Annotated in this window: 25 protein-coding genes, 1 other RNA gene and 1 riboswitch; of the genes, 13 read left to right on the top strand and 13 right to left on the bottom strand. The window is 63.4% G+C overall.

Annotation, left to right across the window (positions count from 1 at the left end; translation table 11 throughout):
* Positions 1–74: 74 nt before the first annotated feature.
* The 3 genes from ubiG to AC56LH_RS03425 all read left to right on the top strand — a co-directional run bounded on the left by ubiG (position 75) and on the right by AC56LH_RS03425 (position 2,294).
* A complete protein-coding gene (ubiG, locus tag AC56LH_RS03435) occupies positions 75–779 on the top strand; it encodes a bifunctional 2-polyprenyl-6-hydroxyphenol methylase/3-demethylubiquinol 3-O-methyltransferase UbiG (protein ID WP_499644065.1) in 705 nt (234 codons plus the stop codon).
* 4 nt (positions 780–783) lie between these two features.
* A complete protein-coding gene (locus AC56LH_RS03430; RefSeq protein ID WP_499644063.1) occupies positions 784–1,491 on the top strand; it encodes an HAD family hydrolase in 708 nt (235 codons plus the stop codon).
* A 194-nt stretch (positions 1,492–1,685) separates the two neighbouring features.
* Entirely contained in the window at positions 1,686–2,294 is a 609-nt protein-coding gene (locus tag AC56LH_RS03425; RefSeq protein WP_499644061.1) for a glycine zipper 2TM domain-containing protein, read from the top strand.
* Positions 2,295–2,334: 40 nt separating this feature from the next.
* On the opposite strand, the gene AC56LH_RS03420 is transcribed toward AC56LH_RS03425, so the two are convergent.
* Positions 2,335–3,102 (bottom strand): class I SAM-dependent methyltransferase, encoded by a 768-nt coding sequence (locus AC56LH_RS03420; protein WP_499644059.1) that lies wholly within the window; start codon positions 3,100–3,102, stop codon positions 2,335–2,337.
* A gap of 244 nt (positions 3,103–3,346) precedes the next feature.
* Here AC56LH_RS03420 and ssrA point away from each other — a divergent pair.
* From ssrA to AC56LH_RS03405, 3 genes are all read left to right on the top strand, one after another.
* Positions 3,347–3,680: a transfer-messenger RNA gene (ssrA, locus tag AC56LH_RS03415) on the top strand.
* A 319-nt stretch (positions 3,681–3,999) separates the two neighbouring features.
* Positions 4,000–5,109, top strand: a complete 1,110-nt coding sequence (locus tag AC56LH_RS03410) for an acyltransferase family protein (protein WP_499644057.1) — start codon at positions 4,000–4,002, stop codon at positions 5,107–5,109.
* A gap of 61 nt (positions 5,110–5,170) precedes the next feature.
* A riboswitch (yybP-ykoY riboswitch) is annotated at positions 5,171–5,344 on the top strand.
* Positions 5,345–5,899, top strand: coding sequence for a manganese efflux pump MntP (locus AC56LH_RS03405; RefSeq protein ID WP_332530724.1), 555 nt, complete (start codon positions 5,345–5,347; stop codon positions 5,897–5,899).
* A gap of 27 nt (positions 5,900–5,926) precedes the next feature.
* Here the strand turns inward: AC56LH_RS03405 and AC56LH_RS03400 are convergent, their stop codons facing one another.
* The 3 genes from AC56LH_RS03400 to tssF all read right to left on the bottom strand — a co-directional run bounded on the left by AC56LH_RS03400 (position 5,927) and on the right by tssF (position 9,454).
* Positions 5,927–6,556: a type 1 glutamine amidotransferase domain-containing protein gene (locus AC56LH_RS03400; RefSeq protein WP_499644055.1), complete on the bottom strand. Its 630-nt coding sequence runs from the start codon at positions 6,554–6,556 to the stop codon at positions 5,927–5,929.
* A gap of 96 nt (positions 6,557–6,652) precedes the next feature.
* The gene (gene tssG, locus AC56LH_RS03395; protein WP_499644053.1) at positions 6,653–7,618 is read right to left on the bottom strand and encodes a type VI secretion system baseplate subunit TssG; all 966 of its coding nucleotides are present in this window, start codon (positions 7,616–7,618) and stop codon (positions 6,653–6,655) included.
* Positions 7,619–7,621: 3 nt separating this feature from the next.
* The gene (gene tssF / locus AC56LH_RS03390) at positions 7,622–9,454 is read right to left on the bottom strand and encodes a type VI secretion system baseplate subunit TssF (RefSeq protein WP_499644051.1); all 1,833 of its coding nucleotides are present in this window, start codon (positions 9,452–9,454) and stop codon (positions 7,622–7,624) included.
* A gap of 175 nt (positions 9,455–9,629) precedes the next feature.
* Between tssF and AC56LH_RS03385 the strand changes: the two genes are divergently transcribed.
* Positions 9,630–11,030: an MATE family efflux transporter gene (locus tag AC56LH_RS03385; RefSeq protein WP_499644049.1), complete on the top strand. Its 1,401-nt coding sequence runs from the start codon at positions 9,630–9,632 to the stop codon at positions 11,028–11,030.
* A gap of 87 nt (positions 11,031–11,117) precedes the next feature.
* On the top strand, positions 11,118–13,337 hold the full coding sequence (locus tag AC56LH_RS03380; protein WP_499644047.1) for a S9 family peptidase: 2,220 nt from the start codon (positions 11,118–11,120) through the stop codon (positions 13,335–13,337).
* A 99-nt stretch (positions 13,338–13,436) separates the two neighbouring features.
* Here the strand turns inward: AC56LH_RS03380 and AC56LH_RS03375 are convergent, their stop codons facing one another.
* Positions 13,437–13,637, bottom strand: a complete 201-nt coding sequence (locus AC56LH_RS03375; protein ID WP_183550021.1) for a CsbD family protein — start codon at positions 13,635–13,637, stop codon at positions 13,437–13,439.
* Between the two features lie 177 nt (positions 13,638–13,814).
* On the opposite strand from AC56LH_RS03375, the gene AC56LH_RS03370 reads away from it, so the two are divergent.
* Complete coding sequence (locus AC56LH_RS03370) at positions 13,815–14,942, top strand: AI-2E family transporter (protein ID WP_499644045.1); 1,128 nt, start codon at positions 13,815–13,817, stop codon at positions 14,940–14,942.
* Positions 14,943–15,009: 67 nt separating this feature from the next.
* Here AC56LH_RS03370 and AC56LH_RS03365 read toward each other — a convergent pair whose 3' ends face one another.
* Positions 15,010–15,186: a CsbD family protein gene (locus tag AC56LH_RS03365; protein ID WP_343024334.1), complete on the bottom strand. Its 177-nt coding sequence runs from the start codon at positions 15,184–15,186 to the stop codon at positions 15,010–15,012.
* A 72-nt stretch (positions 15,187–15,258) separates the two neighbouring features.
* On the bottom strand, positions 15,259–15,876 hold the full coding sequence (locus AC56LH_RS03360) for a class I SAM-dependent methyltransferase (RefSeq protein WP_499648375.1): 618 nt from the start codon (positions 15,874–15,876) through the stop codon (positions 15,259–15,261).
* Positions 15,877–16,092: 216 nt separating this feature from the next.
* Between AC56LH_RS03360 and AC56LH_RS03355 the strand changes: the two genes are divergently transcribed.
* Positions 16,093–16,317, top strand: coding sequence for a flagellar protein FliT (locus AC56LH_RS03355; RefSeq protein WP_499644043.1), 225 nt, complete (start codon positions 16,093–16,095; stop codon positions 16,315–16,317).
* A 349-nt stretch (positions 16,318–16,666) separates the two neighbouring features.
* Here AC56LH_RS03355 and AC56LH_RS03350 read toward each other — a convergent pair whose 3' ends face one another.
* Complete coding sequence (locus AC56LH_RS03350; RefSeq protein ID WP_499644041.1) at positions 16,667–17,812, bottom strand: FimV/HubP-related protein; 1,146 nt, start codon at positions 17,810–17,812, stop codon at positions 16,667–16,669.
* Between the two features lie 93 nt (positions 17,813–17,905).
* On the opposite strand from AC56LH_RS03350, the gene fumC reads away from it, so the two are divergent.
* The 3 genes from fumC to AC56LH_RS03335 all read left to right on the top strand — a co-directional run bounded on the left by fumC (position 17,906) and on the right by AC56LH_RS03335 (position 19,965).
* The gene (fumC, locus tag AC56LH_RS03345; RefSeq protein ID WP_499576592.1) at positions 17,906–19,303 is read left to right on the top strand and encodes a class II fumarate hydratase; all 1,398 of its coding nucleotides are present in this window, start codon (positions 17,906–17,908) and stop codon (positions 19,301–19,303) included.
* 60 nt (positions 19,304–19,363) lie between these two features.
* Positions 19,364–19,576 (top strand): RNA-binding S4 domain-containing protein, encoded by a 213-nt coding sequence (locus AC56LH_RS03340; protein WP_499644039.1) that lies wholly within the window; start codon positions 19,364–19,366, stop codon positions 19,574–19,576.
* Positions 19,577–19,680: 104 nt separating this feature from the next.
* Positions 19,681–19,965, top strand: a complete 285-nt coding sequence (locus AC56LH_RS03335; RefSeq protein ID WP_499644037.1) for a DUF883 family protein — start codon at positions 19,681–19,683, stop codon at positions 19,963–19,965.
* 37 nt (positions 19,966–20,002) lie between these two features.
* Here the strand turns inward: AC56LH_RS03335 and AC56LH_RS03330 are convergent, their stop codons facing one another.
* Genes AC56LH_RS03330 through AC56LH_RS03310 form a run of 5 tightly spaced genes read right to left on the bottom strand, consistent with a single transcriptional unit; the run spans position 20,003 to position 23,787 of the window.
* Positions 20,003–20,194, bottom strand: a complete 192-nt coding sequence (locus AC56LH_RS03330) for a YjfB family protein (protein ID WP_499644035.1) — start codon at positions 20,192–20,194, stop codon at positions 20,003–20,005.
* A gap of 24 nt (positions 20,195–20,218) precedes the next feature.
* Positions 20,219–20,809, bottom strand: coding sequence for a molybdopterin-guanine dinucleotide biosynthesis protein B (gene mobB, locus AC56LH_RS03325; RefSeq protein ID WP_499644032.1), 591 nt, complete (start codon positions 20,807–20,809; stop codon positions 20,219–20,221).
* On the bottom strand, positions 20,781–21,590 hold the full coding sequence (locus tag AC56LH_RS03320; protein ID WP_499644030.1) for a general secretion pathway protein GspB: 810 nt from the start codon (positions 21,588–21,590) through the stop codon (positions 20,781–20,783). The genes mobB and AC56LH_RS03320 overlap by 29 nt, the downstream gene beginning before the upstream one ends.
* Before the next feature lies 1 nt (position 21,591).
* Entirely contained in the window at positions 21,592–23,262 is a 1,671-nt protein-coding gene (locus AC56LH_RS03315) for an AAA family ATPase (RefSeq protein ID WP_499644028.1), read from the bottom strand.
* 6 nt (positions 23,263–23,268) lie between these two features.
* On the bottom strand, positions 23,269–23,787 hold the full coding sequence (locus AC56LH_RS03310) for a hypothetical protein (protein ID WP_499644026.1): 519 nt from the start codon (positions 23,785–23,787) through the stop codon (positions 23,269–23,271).
* Positions 23,788–23,876: the final 89 nt, after the last annotated feature.

The raw sequence follows: 23,876 nt of genomic DNA, 5'->3' as shown, positions 1-23,876 counted from the left end.
TCAAAAACCCCGCCACGGCGGGGTTTTTTCATGCGCGCTATTCTGTTGCACCATTTCCGTTATTATTCCGAGCTATGACGACGACAAATTCAGACCCATCAGAAATTCAGAAGTTCAGCGAACTGGCCCACCGCTGGTGGGATCCGACCTCGGAATTCCGTCCGCTGCACGAAATCAATCCCCTGCGCCTGGAATGGATCAACGCGCGCGTGCCGCTCGCCGGCAAGAACGTGATCGACATCGGTTGCGGCGGCGGCGTGCTGTCCGAGTCGATGGCGAAAAAAGGCGCCAAAGTGACCGGCATCGACCTGTCCGAAAAAGCGCTGAAGGTCGCTGACCTGCACAGCCTGGAATCGGGCGTCGAGGTGCGTTACAAGCACATCGCTGCCGAAGACATGGCCCTGGCCGAACCGAGCCAGTTCGACGTGGTCACCTGCATGGAAATGCTGGAGCACGTGCCCGACCCGGCCTCGATCGTGCGCGCCGCAGCAGCCCTGGTGAAACCGGGCGGCCACCTGTTCTTCTCGACGCTTAACCGCAATCCGAAGTCGTACCTGTTTGCCGTGATCGGCGCTGAATACATCCTGCGCATGCTGCCGCGCGGCACGCACGACTACGGCAAGTTCATCACGCCGGCCGAGCTGTCGCAATTCGTGCGCCAGGCCGGCCTGCAGGTCGATGGCCTCAAAGGCCTGACCTACAACCCGCTGACCAAGATCTATTCGCTCAACAGCGACACCAGTGTGAACTACATGGTGGCGTGCACCAAACCCCTGTGATCCGATGACCTTCCCTGCTTCGATTCCGGCGCCGCGCGCCGTCCTGTTCGACCTCGATGGCACGCTGGCCGACACCGCGCCCGACCTGGCTGCGGCCGTCAACTGGCTGCGTACCGAGCGCGGCCTGGCCGAAACGCCCTATGAAGTGCTGCGCCCCACGGCCTCGGCCGGTGCGCGCGGCATGATTGGCGCCGCTTTTGGTCTGGCGCCCGGCGACGACGGCTACGAAGAGCTGCGCCTGGCCTGGTTCGACCGCTACCAGACGGCGATGTCGACCCATACGACGCTGTTCGACGGCATCAACGAACTGCTCACCGGCATCGAACAAGCCGGCATGGCATGGGGCATCGTCACCAACAAACCGTCACGCTTTACCGACCCGCTGGTCCCGCAGATCGCGCTGGCGCACGCCGGCTGCATCGTTTCCGGTGACACGACGGCGTTCGCCAAGCCGCACCCGGCGCCCGTGCTCGAAGGGGCTCGCCGCCTCGGCGTTGCACCAGAACAGTGCTGGTATGTTGGTGACGACCTGCGCGATATCGAGGCCGGCAAGGCCGCAGGCATGATCACGGTGGCGTGCGCATGGGGATATTGCGGCGCGATTGCGCCGTCGACCTGGGGCGCCGACTATCTGTTCGACACGCCGGATCAATTGCTGGCTGCATTGCAGGATGCTGCCGACAGCACATCGCACGCGGATCGGGCGGCCTGATCGCGCCGCTCGACCGGTTCGCGCCGATCTCTTGCCTTAATGGCGCCCTCTTCCGGGCGCCATTTTTGTTTGTGCCTGTCAGGGATGACGGCTTACATCTCTTTACGATTGATACAGGGATCCGTCTAGCTTGGAAGCGGCCTCGCCAGTAATCTACATCCATACGAACAAGCAATAACTTACTGGAGCAGATCATGGAAAACACGACCAACCGCATTCACCCGATGATGGCAGCCGCAGCAGCGTCGGTCATCATCGTCAGCCTGACCGGTGCCGCAGCGATCACGGGTCTGCTGCCATCGTCCAAGAGCGCGCCTGAGCCAATGCCGCTCGCCGCAACGTCGCCATACAATCTGCAGCAACCCGGCATGCAGCAGCCTGGCCTCCAGGTGCCAAACGGCTACATGGTCCAGAACGGCCAGCTGGTGCCGGTCGCGGCGAACCAGCAGCAACTGGTCCCAGCCATGGTCCCGGCAATGGTGCCCGCCAACCAGCTGGCCTATGCCCAGCCGGTGGCACAGCAGCAGCAGCCAACCGTGATCATCAAGGAAAAGCCGGTGGTGCGCGTGGTCGAGAAAACCCGTGTGGTGCATGCAGCGCCGAAGCAGGTGCATTATGAACAGCGGCGCTACGCAGAACCAGCGCCAGCACAACCGAACTATGTCGGCATCGGCACCGGCGCCGTCATCGGTGGCCTGATCGGTAACCAGATTGGCGGCGGCAATGGCAAGAAACTGGCCACCGTGGCCGGTGTGATCGGCGGCGGCATGCTGGGCAACGAGATTGCCAACCGCAACCGTTAAGCACGCAACAACCGCACGCCTCCCCCTGGCCGCAAGCTGATCAGCTTGCGGCTTTTTTCTTGAAGATACTGACGATGATGTCGCTCGGGAAAATGCTCAAAACCGGAATAGCGCAGCGAATCACGGCGTATTGCAGATACAGCGACACCGGTGCGGCCTTGCCCACGTAGCGCAGCCGTTCCATCAGACCCTCCGCCCGCAGTGCGGGCAACTCGGCCGTTTTCACCATCGTGAACCCTTGTTTGAGCACCAGTTCGCGCAGATTGCGCGGGTCAAAATAATGGACATGCGGTGACGGCATATCCTTCTGCCACATGCGCTCGAACGGTCCGCGCCAACCGACCCGCGCCAGTACCTTGGACACCCGGTAGAAAAAGCCGCGGCTACTGGGCAGGTTCAGGATCAGAATGCCGCCATCATTCAGATGCGTGTGGCACGCGGCCAGCGCGCTGTGGATATCGGGGATATGCTCGATCACATCGTTGAAGACGATCGCATCGAAGCGCTCATCGTGGCCCACGACATCCGGGAAATAACCCGAGCGCACCGGCAAACCACGCGCCGCTGCCCGCCCACCCACCTCGGCATCAGGCTCGACACCCAGCACATCGAACTGACTGCGCGCCGCTTCGAGAAACCAGCCGTGCGCGCTGCCCACATCGAGCAGGCGGGGCTTGCTGGCTGAAACATGCTGCCTGGCATAACCTACAATGGTGTTGAAATTCTGGACGCGCAACGCCTTCAGGGCCACCTCGCGCTGTGCTTCATCCATGGCCACCGTACTGGGCACGTTGATCGCCAGCGTCAACGCGGCGCTTTCATACTTGCATGCGCGACACGTTGCGTGCCAGCCCGTTAGTCCCGCCATCTGAGAACCGCCACAAACGATGCATGTCATTTACAGATCCTGGTAGTTGCACTATCGACACTAACAGGGTATTGCAATTCTTCCATGCATTGAAGGTATTTCACCATAAGTGACTTTCAGGCACAATTCGTGAAAACGACTGTACTTCAGTAGCTCATGGAGTACAATGAAACTTCTCGACACTGGGGGCGACCTGGTTTCGACGTGGGTTGCAAAGCAGCGCAGGGCATACCGAGGACTGGTTACCTCGTAAATACATCCAGAAATCAATAACTGCAAACGATAACTCGTACGCACAAGCAGCTTAATTGCTGCTAGCTCTACAACACCTCGCCTCTGGGGTGAGTCGCAAGACTAGTAGAGTCATTTACAGAGGCTAGGACTCAGCCGGGTTACTTGGTTGTTTCCGAAATTTAAGGTAACTCGCCTGTCCAAAGCGTGCACATCCGCGCTGTACGGGCTAAATTAAATGATAGTGCTAAGTATGTAGAACTGTCTGTAGAGTGCTTGCGGACGCGGGGGATTTCCGGGAATTCGGGGAGCACCGCTCCCCGCCGGAAATCTGCCTTGCGCTTGCAAGCGCAAGGCTCTCCGATTCGCCTGACCAGAGGGAAATCGCTCCGCGATTTCTTGCCCTTCGCCTCTGCTAAAACGCACCCGACTTCGATCGGAGTGCGATGTCACCCAAAGCAAACCACCAAAAAACCAGGCACCACCCCGCGCACGCCAGCCACCTCCCGATGTTTTTCTAGCAAGTTCAGCTATGATAGCGCCCCCACAGGCGCGTCGAAATCACCAGCAATGCAGACGCACCAAGCACCATCATCCAGAATGCACATGAAGTCCGCCCCGATAACCCTGCCACATCGCCCCGCAGAATACGCCACGATCAACCTGCTCAAAGCCATCTCCGCCCAGCTGATCGTCCTGCACCATCTGGCCTTCTACGGCCCCATGGCCGACTACACCCGCGAGGCACTCCCTGACCTGATCGACTGGCTCGCCCAGGACGCCCGCATCGCCGTCCAGGTCTTCCTCGTCATCGGCGGCTTCCTCGCCGCAAAGTCATTGTCACCCCATGCGCTCTCCGGCCCGGCAAATCCATGGAAAACCATCCTGCGCCGCTACACCAAGCTAGCCCCACCATTCTTCGTGGCGATCCTGCTAGCCGTCGCTGCCTCGTGGCTCGCAGGCTTGTGGATGACACACGACGCCATCTCCGCACCGCCCAGTGCAGGACAATTGCTCGCACACGCATTCCTGCTGCACGACGTACTCGCCTACGACGCACTCTCGGCCGGCGCCTGGTACGTCGCCATCGATTTGCAGCTGTATGCCATGTTCAGCATCCTGCTGTGGGCTTGCAGCCGCGCATCGGCACGCCCCATGCCGGCATATGTAATCCCGGCCATGACGGCCATTGCCACCGGCGCCTCGCTGCTGTACTTCAACCTGGATACCGACTGGGACGTCTGGGCGCCCTACTTTCTCGGCAGTTATGGCCTAGGCGCGCTGGCCTGGTGGGCGAGCGATCCTGCGCGCCGGCCGCGCTCGGTCGCGATTCTGCTGCTGATGATGACCGTGCCGGCGCTGCTCGCGCTGACGGTCGACTTTCGCAGCCGCATTGCACTTGCGCTGCTCGTCGCGTGTGTCCTGGTCGCGTTCGGCCGCATGCAGGCCGCGTCGACTGCACCCGGGCAATGGCGCGTCGTCAGCAGCGCCGGGAACATCTCGTTCTCCATATTCCTGGTGCATTTCCCTGTGTGCCTCGTCATCAATGCGGCATTCACTCGCTTTGCGCCTCAGGACGTGCTCGTGCAAACTGCCGGCGTGATCTTGGCCTGGATTGCCAGCATGATCGCCGGCGCACTGTTCCATCACGGCGTCGAATTGCCGCTCGGACGTGCGCTCACACTGGCGCCAAGGCGCCGCGCCGCCCTTGCCTGACGCCCGGATGTACCGACGGGGTGCCCGCCACACGCCTTGCCGATTAGCTACTGCTGAGTTACCATAGCGCCGCCCTTGGGGAGTAGCCTGCTTCGCTTCAGAAGTTCTCGCATCAACATACTTGACGCTCAACGTCATGGTGCGAAAGCCTTTCGGTTGGCAAGACCATTGGCATGTTTACGTGACGTTCGGGCCACGCGACATGCCTTTTGTCGTGCCCGATCGGAAAGCTGTCATGTCTCTCGTCGCCATCCTCATCCTCGCCTTCGCCATGTCTACCGACGCCTTTGCCGTCGCCATTGCCATGGGCGCGCGCCGCCATCATGTACGGTTCAAGGATGCATTGAAGGTGGGCCTGCTGTTCGGTGTGATCGAGGGTGTGACGCCGCTGGTCGGCTGGGCGCTGGGCAGCATTGCCGCCTCCTACGTCGAGAGCTGGGATCACTGGGTGGCCTTCGTCCTGCTGTGTGGACTCGGCGTGCGCATGATTCACGAAGGCTTATCCCCGCCCGAAGATGCCGAAGATTCAAACCGGCCGCTGTGGCTGCTGGCATTGACGGGCTTCGCCACCAGCATCGACGCCATGGTCGTGGGCGTGAGCCTGGCCTTCACAGCCACCCATATCGTCTGGCCGGCGCTGGCCATTGGCCTGGCGACATTGACGATGGTGACGCTGGGGATGCTGGTAGGCCGCCGCATTGGCGCCCTGGCCGGCAAGCGCGCCGAGATCTTTGGCGGCCTGGTACTGATTGCGGTCGGTTGCGTCACGCTGTGGGAACACCTGCAGTGACGCGCCCTTGCCGCAAAGACTGACTGATTACGAGGTCGGCCCCGGATCGGTGCCGGCTTCTTGCAGCACCATCAATTGCTTCATGATGGCTTCGTTGAATGCCGGAATATCATCCGGTTTGCGGCTCGTGATCAGCTTGCCGTCGACGACCACTTCGTCATCGGTCCATTCGGCGCCGGCGTTGACCAGGTCGATCTGCAGCGTTGGCCAGCTGGTCATGTGCTTCGACTCGGCGATACCGGCGTCGATCAGCGGCCACGGCCCGTGGCAGATGGCGGCGATTGGCTTGTCGCCATCGCCAAATGCCTTGATGAAGGCAATCGATTCCGGGCTGGAACGCAGATTGTCGGGATTGGCCACGCCGCCCGGCAGCAGCAGCAGATCGAAGTCGTCCGCGTTGGCGTCGTCCACGTTCAGTTCGACCGCATACTTGTCGCCTGGTTCCAAGTGATTGAAGCCCTGGATCTGCTCCCCCACTTTCTTTGGCGAGACCAGCACGACCGTCACGCCCTGCGCTTCGAGAAACTGGCGTGGTTTCGTGTATTCGACTTGCTCGACGCCGTCGGTCATCAGGACGGCGACACGGCGCCCGTCGAGGGATTGCGTTGCGGCTGGTTCAAGATGATCTGCCGGCTGCATGTTTTCTGCTTGTTGCATGGTGCCTCCTGGTCGATGGTTTGTTAATTCGTTGACATCGATTGTAAGGTGCCCGGCACATGTGTGGCGCGCGTATGCCATCAGGAATTGTACGTGTCACTCGAGCAGGTAGCACATATCGTCACGATCGCGTGATGCGCTCTGCGTGCACAGGAAGCCATCCAGCCCCACCCGCGTGACACCACCGAGACGGACACCGTGAATCGCCTCGCGCCGCAGCACGACCTGCAGTTCGCGATACGGGATGTCAATCGCAAAACGCGCCAGCAAGGCCGCCAGTGCACGGCTGCCGTCCCGCCCCGGCAAAAAGTGTGCGAACTCTGCGGCACTCAGCGGCCCCAGACGGATGCGGACGCCGAGCTCAGGCCGTAGCAGCCGCGCCCCCGCCGTGGCGCCAGCGCCCAGCTCGCAATTGCCGTGCGCCAGCCTGGTGCGCTGGCCCGGCGCGAGCACGTCCCAGCGCCCGGTAAATTGCTCGACGCTCACTGCGACACCGAAATAGTGCCTGAGCACACGCGCAATCAGCTCGGCGCTGACCACCCGGCTGCGCAAGGGCGCGGCGAATCGGGCCAGTGCAACGGGATCGTCATTACCCGCACACTGGCGCCCCGGCGCCACGCCGGCCAGCGCCAGCAGCAGCGGCCGAAAACGGTCACTGCCCGCCGCAAGCGGTTCGCGCACGCGGTACTTGCACCAGGCGCGGTAGAACAACGCTACCTGACGGCTGGAAAACAGATCGAGAAAGGTGCGTGGACCGCTGTCGCGATGGGTCAGTTCCCAGGCAGCGAACCGCTCCGTGTAGTGCAGCGGCAAGGCGCCCATCATGCCAAGCAACCCCATCATCGCGGGCGTGACAGCGACCGTCGGCATGCCCGCGGTGACGGGGTCGATGGCCTCGATCTCGCTGGGTGGAAAGCCCAACCCGACGCTGTTGCGAAAGCGGATCACACTCCCAAGCGCCTGCTCGGGGCCGATTCCCTGCCGGCCCAGCCAGCGCAGCAGCAGCCGCACCGCCTGGAAGAATTCGTAGCGCTGCGGCTGCGCCAGCAGGTCGGCAATCACCGGCTACACCAGCGTCAGGCTGCCACTGCGCGGTTCACAGCGCAGTAATTCCTTGCTGCTCTGGCCAGAGAGCAGCACGAGCCGCGTGAAACTGTTCAGGTGAACATACAGCCCCAGAAAGCGGCTGACCACCTGCGCGAAGACGAACAGGCTGCTGCCGGCAAACGCCTCTTCGTCCAGCGTCAGCCGCACCTCGGTGCCGTGCACGAGCGTGGCGCCGTGCCGGTTGCGCAGCCAGGCCGTGGCCGGCAAGCTGGTCAACGCAAGCAAGCCGGCGATCTGGCGCTGCGAACTGCCCGAGTGCGCCAGGTCGTACAGCGCCAGCGTGTCGCGGAACGTGTCCAGCTCGGCCAGCGAGCGGTGATTCAGTGCCAGCTGGGCCACGAGGCGCCAGCCCGTGCCATCGCGGTTGCCGAACTGCAGCGGTGCCGACGGCTTGCGCAACAGGCGGATGGGCACGCCGCCCGTCGCTGTTTCGCTGGCCAGATCGCCTCCCGGCGCGCCGATGCCCACGGCGCAGGCCGCCGGGCCATTGCTGCAGGTCAGGTCGAGCGAGGCAATACTTGTGTCGGACCCGGCCAGCGCCCGGTCATCGTCGGTGAAGCCGATCTTCATGCGTTGCCGGCGCTCGCCGCCATCGTCGCTACCGGCAAACCAGTAGCGCTGGCTGTCGCTGCCGTCGCCATGGCGCAGGCCGTAACAGGGACGACAGGCAACAATGCTCGTCTTGCCGTCGCGCGTCGTCAGCATCTGCACCGCGTCGATGCTGACAACCTCGACATGGTCTTGGTGCCGGCTCGGCAACACGTCGTACATCGCCGAACGGTGGGTGATGCGCACCGGCGCGGCGGCTTGCCGGAACAGATTGACGACTGGCGCACAGCCTGCGATCAAGTGCTCGTTCGACAGTGCGCGCAGGACGCGGGCCAGGCCTGAATCGACGTGCACGCCGGCCAGCAGCATGTGCAGCGTGAAGCGGCGCGCGCCGGCGGGAAACATCGGCGTCAGCGCGGCCAGGTCGACATCCAGGAAGTGGAATTTGTCGGGGAAAGCAAAGTATTCGGTCAGCAAACGGTAGGCGGGATGGGCATGCGCCGGCTCCGGCACCAGGGCTTCGTCAGCCTCGAGGCCGCCGAGCGACAAGGCGGGGCGGTCCAGGCGGCGCCAGCGGTCCTGCCCTTCCGTCTCGACCCAGGTCTCGAGCGTGTGCATGCACAGGCTGTCGATGAGGGCGGATGTCAGCAGCGCATCGCCAGCGACGTGCAGCCGCAGGCGCGTCAGGCCCAGACCGGGCAAGCGCCGGCACGGCATCGCGCTATCGAACGTGATGCTGATGCGCGCGCCGGCGCCGGCCGGCAGCCGGAGCCGTGGCGGCACATGCGCCACCGGCAAGAACCAGGCACGGGCCACCGTCACGGGCGCCAACGCCAGGCTGGCCGTGGTGCGGAACCGGCACGGCGCGCCGTGCGCAGCCAGCGATGTCATCTCGGTGCCGCGCGGCACCACGTGCACATGGCCGAGCGCAGCCGGGTGCGCGTGGCGGTCACGGTCATCGACATGTACGATCGAACAGCTCGGGATGCCGTGCAGGAAGTGCGGATACAGACTGGCCAGCAGCGCTCCGGTCAGCTCCGGATAATCGTCGTCGAGCTTTTTCGCGGTGCGCGCATTGAGCAGCGCAGATGCCTGGATCAGGCGCCGGATGTGCGGATCCTCGCTGCCTTCCGGCCCCAGGCCAAGCTCGGCGGCCAGGCGCGGATACTGGTGGGCGAACTCGCGGCCGACCGTGTTCAGGTACACCAGCTCACGTTCGTAATACGGCAGCAGCTCTTTCATCGCGCTCTCCTCAGACTGACACGCTACGGTCGATCAGATCGCGCACCCGGTCGTTGCGCAGGCGCAGTAACTACGCACCGATTAACGACAGGCGGTGGTGCGTGGGCAGTGCCGCGTTCCCCGGTCTTGACAATAAGTCAGTAAAATCATGGGTTCCCCAAGCCGAGCCCGCATCATGACCACCTCCGCCACACCGATCCGTACCGAAATTCTTACCCTGTGGCGCCTGTCGTGGCCGGTGCTGGTGGGCCAGTTGGCCACCGTCGGCATGGGCGTGGTCGATGTCGCCATGACCGGGCACGTCAGCGCCGAAGAGCTGGCGGCGGTATCGCTCGGCACGGCCGTGTGGTCGATCGTGCTGGTGACCGTGATGGGCACGATGATGGCGATTAATACCGTCGTCGCGCACGAAATAGGCGCCGCGCGGCACGACCAGGTGCCCCACTCGGTACGCCAGGCCATGTGGAAAGGCCTGTTGGTCGGCACCATCGCAATGCTGTTTGCCAACCTGTGCACGCTGCTGTTCGACCATGTCGGGCTCGATGCGCACGTGGCTGAACGCGCGTCGCTGGTCGTGCACGTGATCAGCGTCGGCTTGCCCGCGTTTGGCGTCTACCGCGCGCTGTACGGATACACGACCAGCATCAACCAGACCAAGCCGATCATGTGGATCGCGATCGCGGGCCTGCTATACAACACCCTGGTGAGCTGGTTGCTCGTGTTTGGCGAGCTGGGCTTTCCGCGCCTGGGCGCGGTCGGCTGCGCGATTGCCACTGCCAGCGGCATGTGGCTGATGCTGGGCGTGATGCTGTGGTGGGTGCGGCGCTCGCCCGCCTATCGCATGACCTACCCGTTTGACCGCTTCGAAGGCCCGGATGCAAAGGCCATCGGCAGCATGCTGCGCCTGGGCCTGCCGATCGGCGTGACCTATTTTGCCGAGGTCAGCGCTTTTGGCCTGATCAGCCTGCTGGTGGCCCGTTATGGCGTCGTGCAAGTCTCGGCGCACCAGATTGCGCTCAATTTTGCGTCGCTCGTGTTCATGCTGCCGCTCAGTTTTGCGATCGGCATGCTCACCCGCGTCGGCCAGGCGATGGGCGAAGGCGACCCGGTGCGGGCCCGCTTCGTCGGCTGGGTCGGCGTGGGCGTGTCGCTGACGTTCGGCGCGCTGGCAGCGCTGTTCATCGCCATCTTCCGCTGGGAAATCGCGGCAGCTTATACGTCGGATCCGGCCGTGCAACAGGTGACCGCGCATTTGCTGCTGTTCGCGGCGCTGTTCCAGTTGTCGGATGCGACCCAGGTGGCCACCGCGTCAGCCATCCGCGGCTACCAGGTGACGCGCCCGCCGATGGTGATCCAGCTGGTCTCGTTCTGGGGCTTGTCGCTGCCACTCGGTTGCGTGCTGGGCCTGGCGCCGCAATGGTTCCCGTGGACGCCCGCCGCGCCGATGGAGGCCACCGGTTTCTGGATCGGCCTCGTGTTTGCGTTGACGGTTGCGGCGGTGCTGCTGACCTGGCAATTCGAGAAGCTGGCGCGCCAGCGTATCCGTGAGGGTGTGGCGAAAGCGTTGGTGTCCTAGTTTTTATGACATGTCATTACAGCGCTGGCTGTCTGACTCTGGTATCGTCTCGCGGTTGCTGTCAATTAAACATCCACCAGAGAAACTATGCGCCCTCTCCTCGTCCTTCTGGCTGCTCTCACGGCCGTTCCTGCCATGGCTGAACGTCTGACCCTCGATCGTATTTATGGCGATGCCTCGCTGGCCGGCGCCAGCGTGCGCAACCTGCGCGTCTCGCCCGACGGTGAACGCGTGACCTTCCTGCGCCCGCGCGCCGACGACCAGTACCGTCTCGACCTGTGGGAATACAACACCAAGAGCAAGGCCACGCAGCGCCTGGTGGATTCGAAGCAACTGGTGCCGACCGAGACCTTGTCGCTCGAAGAAAAAGCACGCCGCGAGCGCGCCCGCACTGCCGGCCTGTCCGGCATCCTGAATTATTTCTGGTCGCCGGACGGCAAGCAGTTGCTGGTGCCAGTCGGTGGTGACCTGTACCTCGTCGATGCCGCCAAGCCAGAGAACGCCCGCAAGGTCGCCTCGGGCAGCGTGACCGATCCGAAGATCTCGCCGCGCGGCCGCTATGTCTCGTTCGTGCGCAACCAGAATCTGGTCGTGATCGACCTGAAAAGCGGCGCCGAGCGCCAGCTGACCACCGATGGCAAGGGCACCGTGCACAATGGCGCGGCCGAGTTCATCGCGCAGGAAGAAATGAGCCAGACCACCGGCTACTACTGGGCGCCGGACGATTCGGCCATTGCCTACCGCCGCTACGATGAAGCGCCGGTGCCGGTCGTGCGCCGCTTCGAAATCTTTGCCGATCGCACCGAGGTGATCGACCAGCACTACCCGGCCGCAGGCGATCCGAACGTGCTGATCGACCTGATGCTGGTCGACCCGGCCACGGGCGTGCAGCGCAAGGTCGACCTGGGTGCGGACAAGGACATCTATCTGGTGCGCGCCGATTTCAGCGCCGATGCGAAAACGCTCGTGTACCAGCGTCAGACGCGCGACCAGAAGCGCCTGGACCTGGTGGCCGTCGATGTCGGCTCACTGGCGCAGCGACCATTGTTCTCGGAAAACTCCAAGACCTGGGTCAGCATCCACAACGACCTGCGCTTCCTGAAAAATCGCAAGGCCTTCATCTGGGCCTCGGAGCGCAGCGGCTACAACCACCTGTATCTGTACGATCTGGACGGCAAGCTGCTGCACCCGATTTCGCGCGGTGCGTGGGGTGTGGACGATGTGCTGGCGGTCGATGAAGGCGCCGGCAAGGTGTATGTGTCGTCGAACCGCGACGCCGTGATCGACAAGCAGACCTATGCACTGGCGCTGGACGGCAGCAGCGCCGACAAGCCGGCCCGCATCACGCAGGGCGACGGCTGGCACGACGCGGCCTTTGCCGGCAATGGCAAATTGTTCGTCGATACCTATTCGAATCCGCGCACGCCGCCGCAGGTGTCGATCCGCCGCGCCGATGGTGCGATGGTCGAGTGGATCGAAAAGAACGAGCTCAATGCCAACCACCCGTACACGCGCCACCTGGCCGATCACCTGGCGACCGAATACGGCACGATGAAGGCCAACGATGGCCAGACGCTGCACTATTCGATCATCAAGCCGGCCAATTTCGATGCGACCAAGCGCTATCCGGTGTTCCTGTTCACCTATGGCGGCCCGCACTCGCAGCGCGTAACCCGCGCCTGGGGCAATTACTTTGACCAGTACATGGCGCAGCAGGGTTTCGTGGTGTTCCGCCTCGATAACCGCGGCTCGGGTCGCCGCGAGCGCGCCTTCACCGACGTGCTGTACAACAATCTGGGCAAGCACGAAGTCGAAGACCAGGTGACCGGCATCGACTGGCTGGCCAAGCAGAGCTTTGTCGATCCGAAGCGCATTGGCGTGTTCGGCTGGAGCTATGGCGGTTTCATGACGCTGCGCCTGCTGTCGGCCGCATCGGACAAGATCGCGATGGGCGTGTCGGTGGCGCCGGTAACCGACTGGTCGCTGTATGACACCCATTACACCGAACAGTTCGTGGGCGCGACGCCGAAGGGCGATCCGGAAGCGTACAAGCGCAGCGGTGTGTTCGCCCACCTGGATGGCATGAAGTCGCCACTGCTGCTGGTGCACGGCATGGCCGACGACAATGTACTGTTCTCGAACACGACGCTGCTGATCGACGAGCTGGTCAAGCGCAACGTGCAGTTTGACCTGATGACGTACCCGGGCGCCAAGCATGGCATCTCGGGCCGCACCAGCCAGCGCCACGTGTATGGCCTGATCGAAGCGTACTTCAAGCGCCATCTGGCCGAGAAGCCGGCAAACTAAGCCCGCTGCGCCAGACGTAAAAAAGCCGCATCGGAAACGATGCGGCTTTTTCTTCGTCCATTCACCTGCCGCAATCTGCGGCTGGTGAGGGAGTCCGTATTATGGACGTGGACGGTTTGCGCGGTCAGCTGCGTCTTCGGCTGCTTCGCGAACGTCGCCAGCTGCGTTCTGGACTTTGCCTTCAACCTGGTTTGCCAGACCTTTGGCCTGCTGTTCCTTGCTGTCCACCAGTTTGCCGGCGCCTTCTTGGATTTTGCCGCCAACTTCTTTCAGTTTGCCTTCGACTTGGTCTTTATTCATGGTGATCTCCTTTGGTTGGCATGGCCGGTTGGCGATGCGATGAATACAGATTAACGAAATGTTTCCAGCTCTTCTGTTAGCACACGCACATAACCGGCATGTCGAATTGCGCGCCGTCTTGCCATTGGGAATGCTATTGTTTTAACAACACCTTTAACGTACGATCAAGACATCACCATGAATCCCCATACGCCGCCTTCCTCTGACGCCCAAGTGCCAGAGACACCCCTCACCCAGCGCAAACTCGCGCGCCGCGTCACGCTTGTCAACGGTATCGGCGTCCTGTTCATCCTTGGCTTGGCAGCCGTCGTACTCGCCGCCGACGCCCTGCTGCTGATCTTTGCCTGCATCCTGTTTTCGATCCTGCTCTATAAACTGAGCGCGCTGCTGCATCAGCGCACCGGCATCAAGCGCAATATTGCCCTCGTCATCGTCGTGCTGCTGCTCACCGCCATCTTCGGGCTGGGTGGCTGGGCGATGGCGCCGCAGATTTCCGAGCAGTCAGGTCAGCTGGCCAAGGAGATCCCTGCCGCAGTCGAGCGCCTGCAAGCGGAAGTTGCGCAACATCCTCTGCTCAAGCGTGTGGTGGCCGAGCTGCCGCCGCCGGAAGACATCGTCAAGCAGATGGGTTCGCTGGTGCCGAATGCCGGCCTGTTCTTCAGTGGCATTATTGGCGCGCTGGGCAATATCGTCATCATCATTTTCGTGGGCATTTATTTTGCTGCGTCGCCGGGCGTGTACACCGGTGGCTTCATCCGCCTCGTGCCGCAACAGAAACGTGGCCGCGCACGGGAGGTCATGCAGGAGATGGGCGACAACCTGTCGAGCTGGCTGCTGGGCAAGGCCGTGTCGATGCTGATCGTCGGTGTCACGACGGCCATTGGCCTCAGCCTGCTCGGCGTGCCGCTCGCGTTGATTCTGGGCGTGATTGCGGGCCTGCTCGACTTCATTCCGTACCTGGGCCCGATCATGGCGGGCATTCCGGCGGTCTTGCTGGCGCTGTCGATCAGCCCTGACCTGGCGCTGTATGCGCTGCTGCTGTTTGCAGCGATCAATATGCTCGAAGGTTATGTGTTGCAGCCTATGATCGAGGCCAAAGCCATCGAATTGCCGCCGGCCCTCGTGATCGTAATGCAACTGATCTTCGGCACGCTGTTCGGCTTTGCCGGCGTGGCGCTGGCCACGCCCCTGGCGGCCGTGCTGTCGGTGCTGGTCAAGATGCTGTATATCGAAGACATACTGGGAGATAGGCCCGAAAACAGACCCGAAAACAGACCCGCGGACCGTCCCATGAAAGCGTCCTGATAACAACAAAGCCGCGCAATGCGCGGCTTTGTCGATCATGCTGCTGAAGTGAATCAGCAAACGTGCATCAGCGATTGCCTTTTGCAATTTCCTTGACGTCGCCAACTTTCTTCTGAGCTTTGCCTTCAGCCTGGTTTGACAGGCCCTCGCTCTGCTGCTGGCGGCTGCCGACGGCTTCGCCGACTTTCTCCTGCACCTTGCCAGCAACTTCCTTGGTCTTGCCCTTGACTTGATCCTTGTTCATTGCAATCTCCTTGCCTGTGACGTGGATGAGCCTTCACAGTAGGAGCATGTTCGGGCCAGTTCTGTACGGCGTTTAACAAACAGGCTTGCGCCACACGCTCGCCAGCCACGGTTGCTGGTCACGTGGCAAACCGGGCGGCCGGTAATAGTGGTGCAGCGCGACAAAGCCAGCTGCCAGCAAGAAACGCTCCCAACTCTCGTAATCATGGTAGCTGCCATAGCGGTCGCCGTTCCAGCCTTCCTGATTCTGGCCACGCGGATTCGACGTGAACAGCACCCCGCCCGGCTTGAGCGTGCCGAACAATTGATCTAGCGTGTGTGGCAAGGCCGCACTGGGGACATGGAACAGCACCGCGTTGGCAAACACGCCATCGAACAGCGCCGGTGGCAAATCGAGGTGCAGGAAATCCTGCTGCCACACGTCGCAACCACTGTACTGCCGCGCCATCGCGACAAACCGTTCGCTGCCATCCACGCCGATCGCGCGATGGCCCAGACCGCTGAAGGTCTTGAGGTCGCGCCCGGGCCCGCAACCCAGGTCAAGGATCGTGTGCGGCGCTGGCGTTGCGATCGCGCCCAGCAACGCATCAATGTTTTGACTTACGTCATGGTCGATCGTGCCGTTAAAGAAATCCTCGGCATGCTCGTTGTAGTGTTGCAGCGTACTGCGGGTGATGTCGTCATGGTTCATGCGCATAGTATGCCAGCGGGGCCGCCCGTTGCGGGACGCGCGCCTGCGCAAAATAATCAGAAAATATTTTATCGATGGCCCTAAAGTTTCCGAAAGCTCAGCCGTAAACGATTCAGACAACCGGGAATCCGGCCTGACAAACCCCGTTTTGGTGCCCATATGAACGCAAACGATGTCCTTGCGATATACGAAAACCTCGCTGACCTGACCGGTCAGATGACGCATGCCGCCAAGGCAGGGGACTGGCACGAGTTTGCACAATTGAATATGGAAGTCCGGGCTCAGGCAGCCCCGGCAGCCGCCGGCTTGCCGGCACTGACCGGCGCCAAGCGCCTGACGAAGATTGATCTGTTGAAGCAGTTGATGGCCAACGATCGCGCCATCCGCGACGTGACCGAGCCATGGGACGACCAGGTCGATCGCGCTCTGCAGGCACACTGATCTGCCATCAAATCGTTGACCAAAGCACCTGAGGGTGCTTTTTTTACGCCCTGACACGCCACCGTGCAAATGCCAGGGCAACAAAAAAGCGCCCATCGGGCGCTTTGCTGGCCATCAAGCTCGGCGCTGGATGGCGAATTCTGTGAGAGGACGAACCCCAGCTATCTGCTGGCGTCGCCTCGTGCCGGTTGCTGCCGGCGTCCGTTGCCACTGTAGGCAAGCAGACTGCTTCCAGACACAGGCGTTTCCTCAACGGTCGTCTGCTTGCCGCGCCACCTATCGTTGGTGACTGCGCCAGACCCTGTGCTGTCTGTGATCTTGTCGATCACAAGGCCATTATAGCGCAGAATCAAAGTTGTGTAGACATTTCATTGTGCGGCTCGTCCAGCTGTGGTTCGACCGGTGCGGGCACCTTCTTCTTGCGGGCGAAACGCTGACGCAGGCGCACCATCAGCGACGTGCGCGGCATGGGCTGGATCATCGGCCCTGCCCGCTTGCGGCGGCGCAGAATGACCAGCACGCCACCCACGAGTACCAGTATGGCGACCACCGCGCCGCTGATCCAGCCCCAGGGCGTAGAAGCTTCGGGCTCCGGCGCAGGCCGCTTGCGGGATGGCCGTGGCGTCGCCGGCTTCGCAACCTTGTCCTGGACAACGGCGGACGGATTGGCCCCCAGCGCCACCTGCAGCACCCGTACCTTGTCTTCCAGCGTGCCGATCTGCTCACGCAACTGGGCATTCTTGACATCGAGCGCGGCGCACACGGGCGCACTGTCGGAGGAAGACGGCGCGCAGGTCGCGGCAGATGCAGATGCAGGCAAAGCAATAGGCACAGGCAGCGGCTTGGGTACTGGCGTCGACGTCGGCGTGGTCGCGGCCGGTTCTGGCGGCGGCACCACTTTCTCGGCGACGACCGGCGTTGCCGATGTGACTGGATGTGGCGGCTTCGGCACCTTCGGCGGCTTCAATGGCCTTGGCTTGCCCGCCATCGGCTTGGGCGCCGCAAGCGCAGCAGAAAGGTCCGCCACGACCGGCGCCGGCGCCTTCGCGGGTACGGGAACAGGCATCGGCGCCGGCGCCGGAACCGGTAATGGCACCGCAGGCGCCGGCGGATTCGGATTCGGCGCAATGAACAGCGTCACGAGACGCACGTCGTGTTCGCTGCCATCGGCCAGTTCCAGATACAGATGCAGGCGGCTTGATTCAACCGGCGCCGACGACGTCACGCGCAGGAACTGTCGGCCATCGCGCTGGATCACACGCATGGCCAGCGTCGACAGCACCGGTGGCATGCCGATATTCGCGCCCCGGTACACGTCGGGGCGCGCCAGGCGTGCCCCGACCGGGGTCGCGGGCGCTGCCAGCGCAGTCAGCTCGAGTTCCAGCGCCAGCGGCTGGCCGATATACGAACTGATGCGCGGCTCGCCAAGCTCGGCCGCGCCGACGCCGCAGGAGAGCAAAGCACACGTGATGAATACAGGGAGGCGGCTGGCCATAGCAACTAACAAGAAAGAGTGAAGCCCAAGCGTCATTAACGGACATTGGGATAAACTCTTTAATCCCAGCCTCTTGCATATCAGGACATGTCCATGGAAAACAGGATTGAGAAAGACAGCTTTGGTCCCATCGAAGTGCCACAAAACAATTTGTGGGGCGCGCAGACGCAGCGCTCGCTTCACCACTTCCACATCTCGACCGAACGCATGGCGCCCGAACTGGTCGCCGCCCTTGCCCAGGTCAAGCGCGCCGCGGCCGCCGTCAACCGCTCGCTGGGCAAGCTGCCAGCCGACAAGGCCGACGCCATCATCCGCGCGGCCGACGAAGTGCTCGACGGGCGCCATCCGGGCGAATTCCCGCTGGCCGTGTGGCAGACCGGTTCAGGCACGCAAAGCAATATGAACATGAACGAGGTGCTGGCCAACCGCGGCTCCGAGCTCCTCGGCGGCGAGCGTGGCGAAGCGCGCCTGCTGCATCCGAACGACCACGTCAATATGGGCCAGTCGTCCAACGACATCTTCCCCACCGCAATGCACGTGGCTGCTGCCTGGGCACTGGCCAAGGAAGTCCTGCCTGCACTGGCGCAATTGCGCGGCACACTGGTGCGCAAATCGCGCGATTTCGAGCCGATCGTCAAAATCGGCCGCACCCACCTGCAGGATGCGACGCCGCTGACGCTCGGCCAGGAATTCTCCGGCTACGTGGCCCAGCTCGAATTTGCCGAAAGCGCGCTCAAGTCCACCTTGTCGGGCCTGCTGCAACTGGCGGCCGGCGGCACCGCCGTGGGCACGGGCCTGAATGCCCATCCCGATTTCGCACCGCGCATCGCGGCCGAACTGGGTTCGCGTACCGGCCTGTCATTCAAATCGGCGCCCAACAAATTCATGGCGCTGGCCGGACATGACGCGATGGTCTCGGCCCATGGCGCGTTCAAGCTGCTGGCCACGGCACTGATGAAAATCGCCAACGACATCCGCTGGATGGCGTCCGGCCCGCGCTCGGGCCTGGGCGAAATCACGATCCCCGAAAACGAACCGGGCAGCTCGATCATGCCGGGCAAGGTCAATCCGACCCAGTGCGAAGCCTTGACAATGCTCTGCTGCCAGGTGTTCGGCAACGATGTCGCGATCACGATTGGCGGCTCGCAGGGCAATTTCGAGCTCAATGTGTTCAAGCCGATGATCGCCCATAACTTCCTGCAAAGCGCGCGCCTGCTGGCCGACGGCATGCGCTCGTTCGATACGCATTGCGCCCAGGGGATCGAGCCGAACCTGGTCCGGATTGGCGAGCTGATGGAAAAATCGCTGATGCTGGTGACCGCACTGGCGCCGCACATCGGGTATGATCGCGCCGCGCAGATTGCCAAGACCGCATCGAAGGAAGGCCTGACCCTGCGCCAGGCTGCCCTGCAAAGCGGTTTTGTCGACGATCAGCAGTTTGACCAGTGGATCGTGCCGATCGATATGACGCGGCCCGATCCGGTCGAGTAAACACCCAGTACCCGGGCGGCCTCGTGATCATCAGGCCGCCTTTTCATCCCCGAGGAAAGAATGCAAAAAATCGAATTTGAGTTGACAGCGGAATTTGTCGAAGTCAACCAGTTGCTCAAGCTGGCCGGCCTGGTCGACAGCGGCGGCGCCGGCAAGAACCTGGTCGCCAGCGGTGTGGTGAAGGTCGATGGCAAGCAGGAGCTGCGCAAAACCGCCAAGATCCGCACCGGCCAGATCGTGACATTGGGCGACGTCGAAATCACGGTTCGCTAAAAATAGACAGAAAGACAGCTTCTTATGTTTGCGGCTTAACAAACAGAAGTGGTCTTCATTGTTTATATTTTAAGACGTTAATCAACGGCTTATAGGTGAAAGCGATGGAAACCCCTGAAACCCGCGCACAGTCGCAGGAGCAACTGATCGGTGATTTGCGCCTCGTGATTGAGAACGCAGAAGAACTGCTCAAGAATACGGATCAATACTCGAGCGCGCTGTATCAGGATGCGCGCACGAAGCTGTCACTGGCCCTCGAAGCGGCCAATGAAGAACTGTCCCGTTTCGAAGACGCCCAGCTCGAACGCATGATGGCCGCGACCCGCATGGCCAACGAACAATTTGCTGACCGCTCGGGCGAATCGCGCATCCTGCGCGCGTTTCACTAAGCCGCAACGTCCGTAACCCGGCATCGCGCCGGGTGATTCATGCTTTCGTGTTGATCGAATTGCCCAGGTGTGCCGGCAGGTTTTGCGCCTGCGGAAGCGATGCAATCATCTGGGCGGCCGACGAGGCTTCGATGTCCATGGCGCGCTTGAGCATCGTCATGCCCACTTCCTGACGGATACCGGTTTCAGCCATGCTGGTCGACAGCTTGGCAATACTCGTGACGTCCATATACTTCTCCCAGAAAAAGACTCGTCAGTCTTTAACGACGCCGCCAGCCGGAACTTGAGGGTCGGCGCCCGACCATTTACCGACCCAGTCCAGCACCGCAGCAATGTCGTTCAGGTCGAGCCAGTCCACGCCTGGGCGCACTCCGGCCGGGCGCACCACGTCCGAGACCACCGCCACGATCGCCGCGTCATCGAGGTACAAGGCCGGTTTGCCCAGCGCCGGACGATGCACTTCCAGCTTTGGCAGGGTCTCCCACTTGTAGCCTTCCACCAGCGTCAGGTCGGCCGGCGATAGGCGCGCCAGCAGCTCGGCCAGCGGCGGCTCGGGCGCGGCGCGCAGTTCATGCATGATCGCGATGCGGTACGGCGACGCAATCATCACCTCGGCCGCGCCGGCAAGGCGCAGGCGCGCACTGTCCTTGCGCGGCGGCTCGAGCTCGATATCGTGGTGGCTGTGCTTGACGATATTGATGCGCAGGCCGGCACTGGACAGGCCGGAAACGAGCTGTTCGAGCAGCGTCGTCTTGCCGCTGCCGGACCAGCCGACCACCGCCAGGACCGGCCCTGTCGCGCGATGGTCAGGCAACTCAGTACGGCGCACGGTAGCGGGTTCCACGGTAGTTCATCACGGCGGCCTTGGGCGTCAGGCGTTCGAGCACAAGGCCAGGCGCGACTTCCTCGCCTTCGCGGCGCAGCATCTTGTCGACCAGCAGCAGGCTCTCGCCGGGTGTCGGCGAATAGATGTAGCCCCCAAACGCCAGCTTCGGGATTTCACGCTGGAGCGCATCCGGCAATTGCTGCAAGGTGCGCAGCGGTTCGTCGCCGCCTGGCTGCGCGGTCACGATGGCGGTCGCTGGCGTGGCCTCGCGCGGCGGTGTGGACACGGGCGCTGTCGGCACGACCGGCGCCGGCGCAGGCTTCGCGCGCACCGGGCGGGGGTCGGCTATCGGCGCAGGTGCAGCTTGGACAACCGGCGCGGGCACCGGCTGGACCGCCGGCGTGGGCGCAGGGACAGCCACTGGCGCGGTTGCCGGCGCCGTCACCGGCGCGGTGACGGGTGCAGTGACCGGGGCAGCTGCCGCTGCAGTGGCCGGGGCTGTCACCGGCGCAATCACGGGCGCGATCTCGGGCGCAATTACGGGCGGAATCTCGGGCGCAATCACGGGCGACGTCGCGGCAGCCAGCCGCACGGGCGGTTCGCCCGCAAGGCGTGGCCACAGCAGCGCCACGACCGCCGCGACCACGACGAGACCAGCGCCAAGCGCCAGGTAGCGCCGCTGCACGCCCTGCCCTGCCCGTGGCGCTGCATACGACGGCGCCGGTGCGTGGATGGTCGGGGCGTTGCCCAGCTGGCGTTCGGCTTGCGCCTTCTTGAGTGCTTCGAGGATGTACGACATATCAGGTTCCCGTCCCGCCGGCGGTCAGCAAACGGGGTTCGACCACGTTCGACAACTGGTTCAGACGCATATACGTGCGCGGCCCGGCCACGCCATCGGCCTTCAGGTCTTGCGCGGCCTGGAACGCGCGCAGCCATTCCTTGGTGCGCGCGTCGAGCGGTGCGTCGAGCGCCGGCGCCGTGGCGCTGTGCAGGCCTGCAAGTCGTTGCGCGATCCAGTCGACGTCCGGCCCGCGATCACCCTGGGCGACAACATCGCGAAACGCCGCCGGCATGCGCCAGAAGGTGGTGAATTCGCCGCCGAAACGCGCGACGAAGGCAGCGATATCAACCTGCTCGCGCCGCTCGCCGTGGGCCAGCGTGACGCTGCGATCGTCCATCGCGACCAGCACTGCGTGGCCGGTGCGCGGGCCGTCGTGCAGCGTGACCACGGCAGGCCGGTCGAGCAGGCGCAGTTCGTACAGGCCGCCCCGCCCCGCATGGCAACGCAGATTGGCGCGCAGCGCGGCCTCGCACGTGGCCTTCGGATCGGTGCCCGCCAGGTTGGCGAACGACGGTCCCCACAGCGCCGCCAGAGCGCCCAGCGCCGCGGTCTCGCTCTCGAGCGTCGGCAGCGGCGTGTCCGCTGCAGCTGCAGCTGCGGTTGCGGTTGCGGCTACGGGTTCAGCGACCTGGATGGCGGCAGGCTTTGGCACGGTCGACGGGGCCGACGCCGGCTTGACTGCTGCGGCGCGGGCGACCACCGTCGGCGCCACATGCTGCGGCAGCATCTGCCACGCCGCCGCGCCCAGCGCCACGCAGGCCAGCGCGCCGCCGGCCAGCAGCGGCCAGCGGCGCGGCGCGCGGCGCGCGGCCGGATCGTCGGCAAAGACTTCGGCGGCCGCCCGGCGCAAAATGGCGCGCGTGACCTGCGGACTGTTTTCCACATAGGCGCCCAGCAGCGCGCGATCGCACAGCAGGTTGATCCGGCGCGGCACGCCATGCGCCAAACGATGCACCAGCGGCGTCAGCGCGGGCGGGAACGGCGTACCGACCGCGCCGGCCACGGCCAGCCGGTGCGCGATATACGCGCCCGTCTCGGCTTCGCCCAGTGGCCCCAGGTGGTAGCGCGCGATCACGCGCTGGGCCAGTTGTTCGAGTTCGGGACGCGCGAGCATCGTGCGCAGTTCGGGTTGGCCGATCAGGATGATCTGCAGGAGCTTGCGCTCGCTGGTCTCGAGATTGGTCAGCAGGCGCAGTTGCTCGAGCACGTCGCTCGACAGGTTCTGCGCCTCGTCGATCACCAGCACGTTGTTCAGGCCCTGCGCGTGCGAGGCCAGCAGATAGCGGTTGATCGCATCGACATAGCCCTTCACGCCCGCGCCAGCCGCCGCCGGCGCTACCTCGATATGCAGCTCGTCGCACACGGTCTGCAGCAGCTCCTGCGCGGTCAGGCGCGGATTGAAGATATACGCCAGGCGGCAGTTCGCGGGCACCTGCTCGATGAAGCAGCGACAGACGGTGGTCTTGCCGGCGCCGATCTCGCCGGTGAGCAGCACGAAGCCGCCGCCGCTGCCGATCCCGTACAACAGGTGCGCCAGCGCTTCGCGGTGCCGTTCACTCATGAACAGGTAGCGCGGATCGGGGGCGATCGAAAATGGCGAATGCGAGAGCTGGAAATAGTGGTTATACATGAATGACTAACGAATGCCCTGCGGGCTGCTCTGCGGCTTGAACTTGGCGCAGTATATTTTGCTTTTGTCGTTCGCGTAAGCGATCGTGCTGCCGGGGATCGACTTGCGCAACGGGTAGCGCGAGCCGTCGACCGCCCGAAACGGCGTACCCGCTGCGGCGCGCACCGACTTTTCCAGTTCGTCGGGCTTGGCCTCGAGGATGGCGGCCACGAACACGACGGCGCTCGTGTCGTCGCTGACCATGACTTCTTGCACCTTCGCGCCCCACAGCGACGCCTCGGTGCGGAACCAGTACGCCCCGCCCTCGCGCTTGTAGGCCGGGCCGAAGAATTCGGTGAGATACGCGTGGAAGTAGGCGTTATCGAGCTGGCTGCGGCACAGCAGCGCGCTGCCGATCACCGGCCCGAAGGTCGATGGCGCCGCCCCCAGCCCCGTGGCGGTGCAGGCCAGCACGAGACCCGCGAGCAGCGACCGGCCGCGCGGCAGCAGCGTGGTGGTACGGCGGGCAACAACCGGGCGGATCATGGCGATACTCTCCTTCAGCGGCGCCCATTATGACACTGCGCGGCGTCCCGGCAGCCAAGTGCCGGTCGATGCCGCTGCACGCACGGCCG

This window comes from Telluria sp. LT1R51-2 (genome assembly GCF_059685775.1).
This window is presented reverse-complemented; position numbering and strand designations above follow the sequence as displayed.

Coding starts and splice junctions, on each gene's coding strand:
- AC56LH_RS03320 (WP_499644030.1), bottom strand. CDS start 21,590: ATGTCGTACATCCTCGAAGCACTCAAGAAGGCGCAAGCCGAACGCCAG.
- AC56LH_RS03375 (WP_183550021.1), bottom strand. CDS start 13,637: ATGAATAAAGACCAAGTCGAAGGCAAACTGAAAGAAGTTGGCGGCAAA.
- tssF (WP_499644051.1), bottom strand. CDS start 9,454: ATGAAAGAGCTGCTGCCGTATTACGAACGTGAGCTGGTGTACCTGAAC.
- AC56LH_RS03350 (WP_499644041.1), bottom strand. CDS start 17,812: ATGGCCAGCCGCCTCCCTGTATTCATCACGTGTGCTTTGCTCTCCTGC.
- ubiG (WP_499644065.1), top strand. CDS start 75: ATGACGACGACAAATTCAGACCCATCAGAAATTCAGAAGTTCAGCGAA.
- AC56LH_RS03405 (WP_332530724.1), top strand. CDS start 5,345: ATGTCTCTCGTCGCCATCCTCATCCTCGCCTTCGCCATGTCTACCGAC.
- AC56LH_RS03400 (WP_499644055.1), bottom strand. CDS start 6,556: ATGCAACAAGCAGAAAACATGCAGCCGGCAGATCATCTTGAACCAGCC.
- AC56LH_RS03430 (WP_499644063.1), top strand. CDS start 784: ATGACCTTCCCTGCTTCGATTCCGGCGCCGCGCGCCGTCCTGTTCGAC.
- AC56LH_RS03310 (WP_499644026.1), bottom strand. CDS start 23,787: ATGATCCGCCCGGTTGTTGCCCGCCGTACCACCACGCTGCTGCCGCGC.
- AC56LH_RS03410 (WP_499644057.1), top strand. CDS start 4,000: ATGAAGTCCGCCCCGATAACCCTGCCACATCGCCCCGCAGAATACGCC.
- AC56LH_RS03330 (WP_499644035.1), bottom strand. CDS start 20,194: ATGGACGTCACGAGTATTGCCAAGCTGTCGACCAGCATGGCTGAAACC.
- AC56LH_RS03425 (WP_499644061.1), top strand. CDS start 1,686: ATGGAAAACACGACCAACCGCATTCACCCGATGATGGCAGCCGCAGCA.
- AC56LH_RS03370 (WP_499644045.1), top strand. CDS start 13,815: ATGAATCCCCATACGCCGCCTTCCTCTGACGCCCAAGTGCCAGAGACA.
- AC56LH_RS03355 (WP_499644043.1), top strand. CDS start 16,093: ATGACGCATGCCGCCAAGGCAGGGGACTGGCACGAGTTTGCACAATTG.
- AC56LH_RS03365 (WP_343024334.1), bottom strand. CDS start 15,186: ATGAACAAGGATCAAGTCAAGGGCAAGACCAAGGAAGTTGCTGGCAAG.
- AC56LH_RS03335 (WP_499644037.1), top strand. CDS start 19,681: ATGGAAACCCCTGAAACCCGCGCACAGTCGCAGGAGCAACTGATCGGT.
- AC56LH_RS03360 (WP_499648375.1), bottom strand. CDS start 15,876: ATGAACCATGACGACATCACCCGCAGTACGCTGCAACACTACAACGAG.
- AC56LH_RS03385 (WP_499644049.1), top strand. CDS start 9,630: ATGACCACCTCCGCCACACCGATCCGTACCGAAATTCTTACCCTGTGG.
- AC56LH_RS03380 (WP_499644047.1), top strand. CDS start 11,118: ATGCGCCCTCTCCTCGTCCTTCTGGCTGCTCTCACGGCCGTTCCTGCC.
- AC56LH_RS03340 (WP_499644039.1), top strand. CDS start 19,364: ATGCAAAAAATCGAATTTGAGTTGACAGCGGAATTTGTCGAAGTCAAC.
- AC56LH_RS03315 (WP_499644028.1), bottom strand. CDS start 23,262: ATGTATAACCACTATTTCCAGCTCTCGCATTCGCCATTTTCGATCGCC.
- fumC (WP_499576592.1), top strand. CDS start 17,906: ATGGAAAACAGGATTGAGAAAGACAGCTTTGGTCCCATCGAAGTGCCA.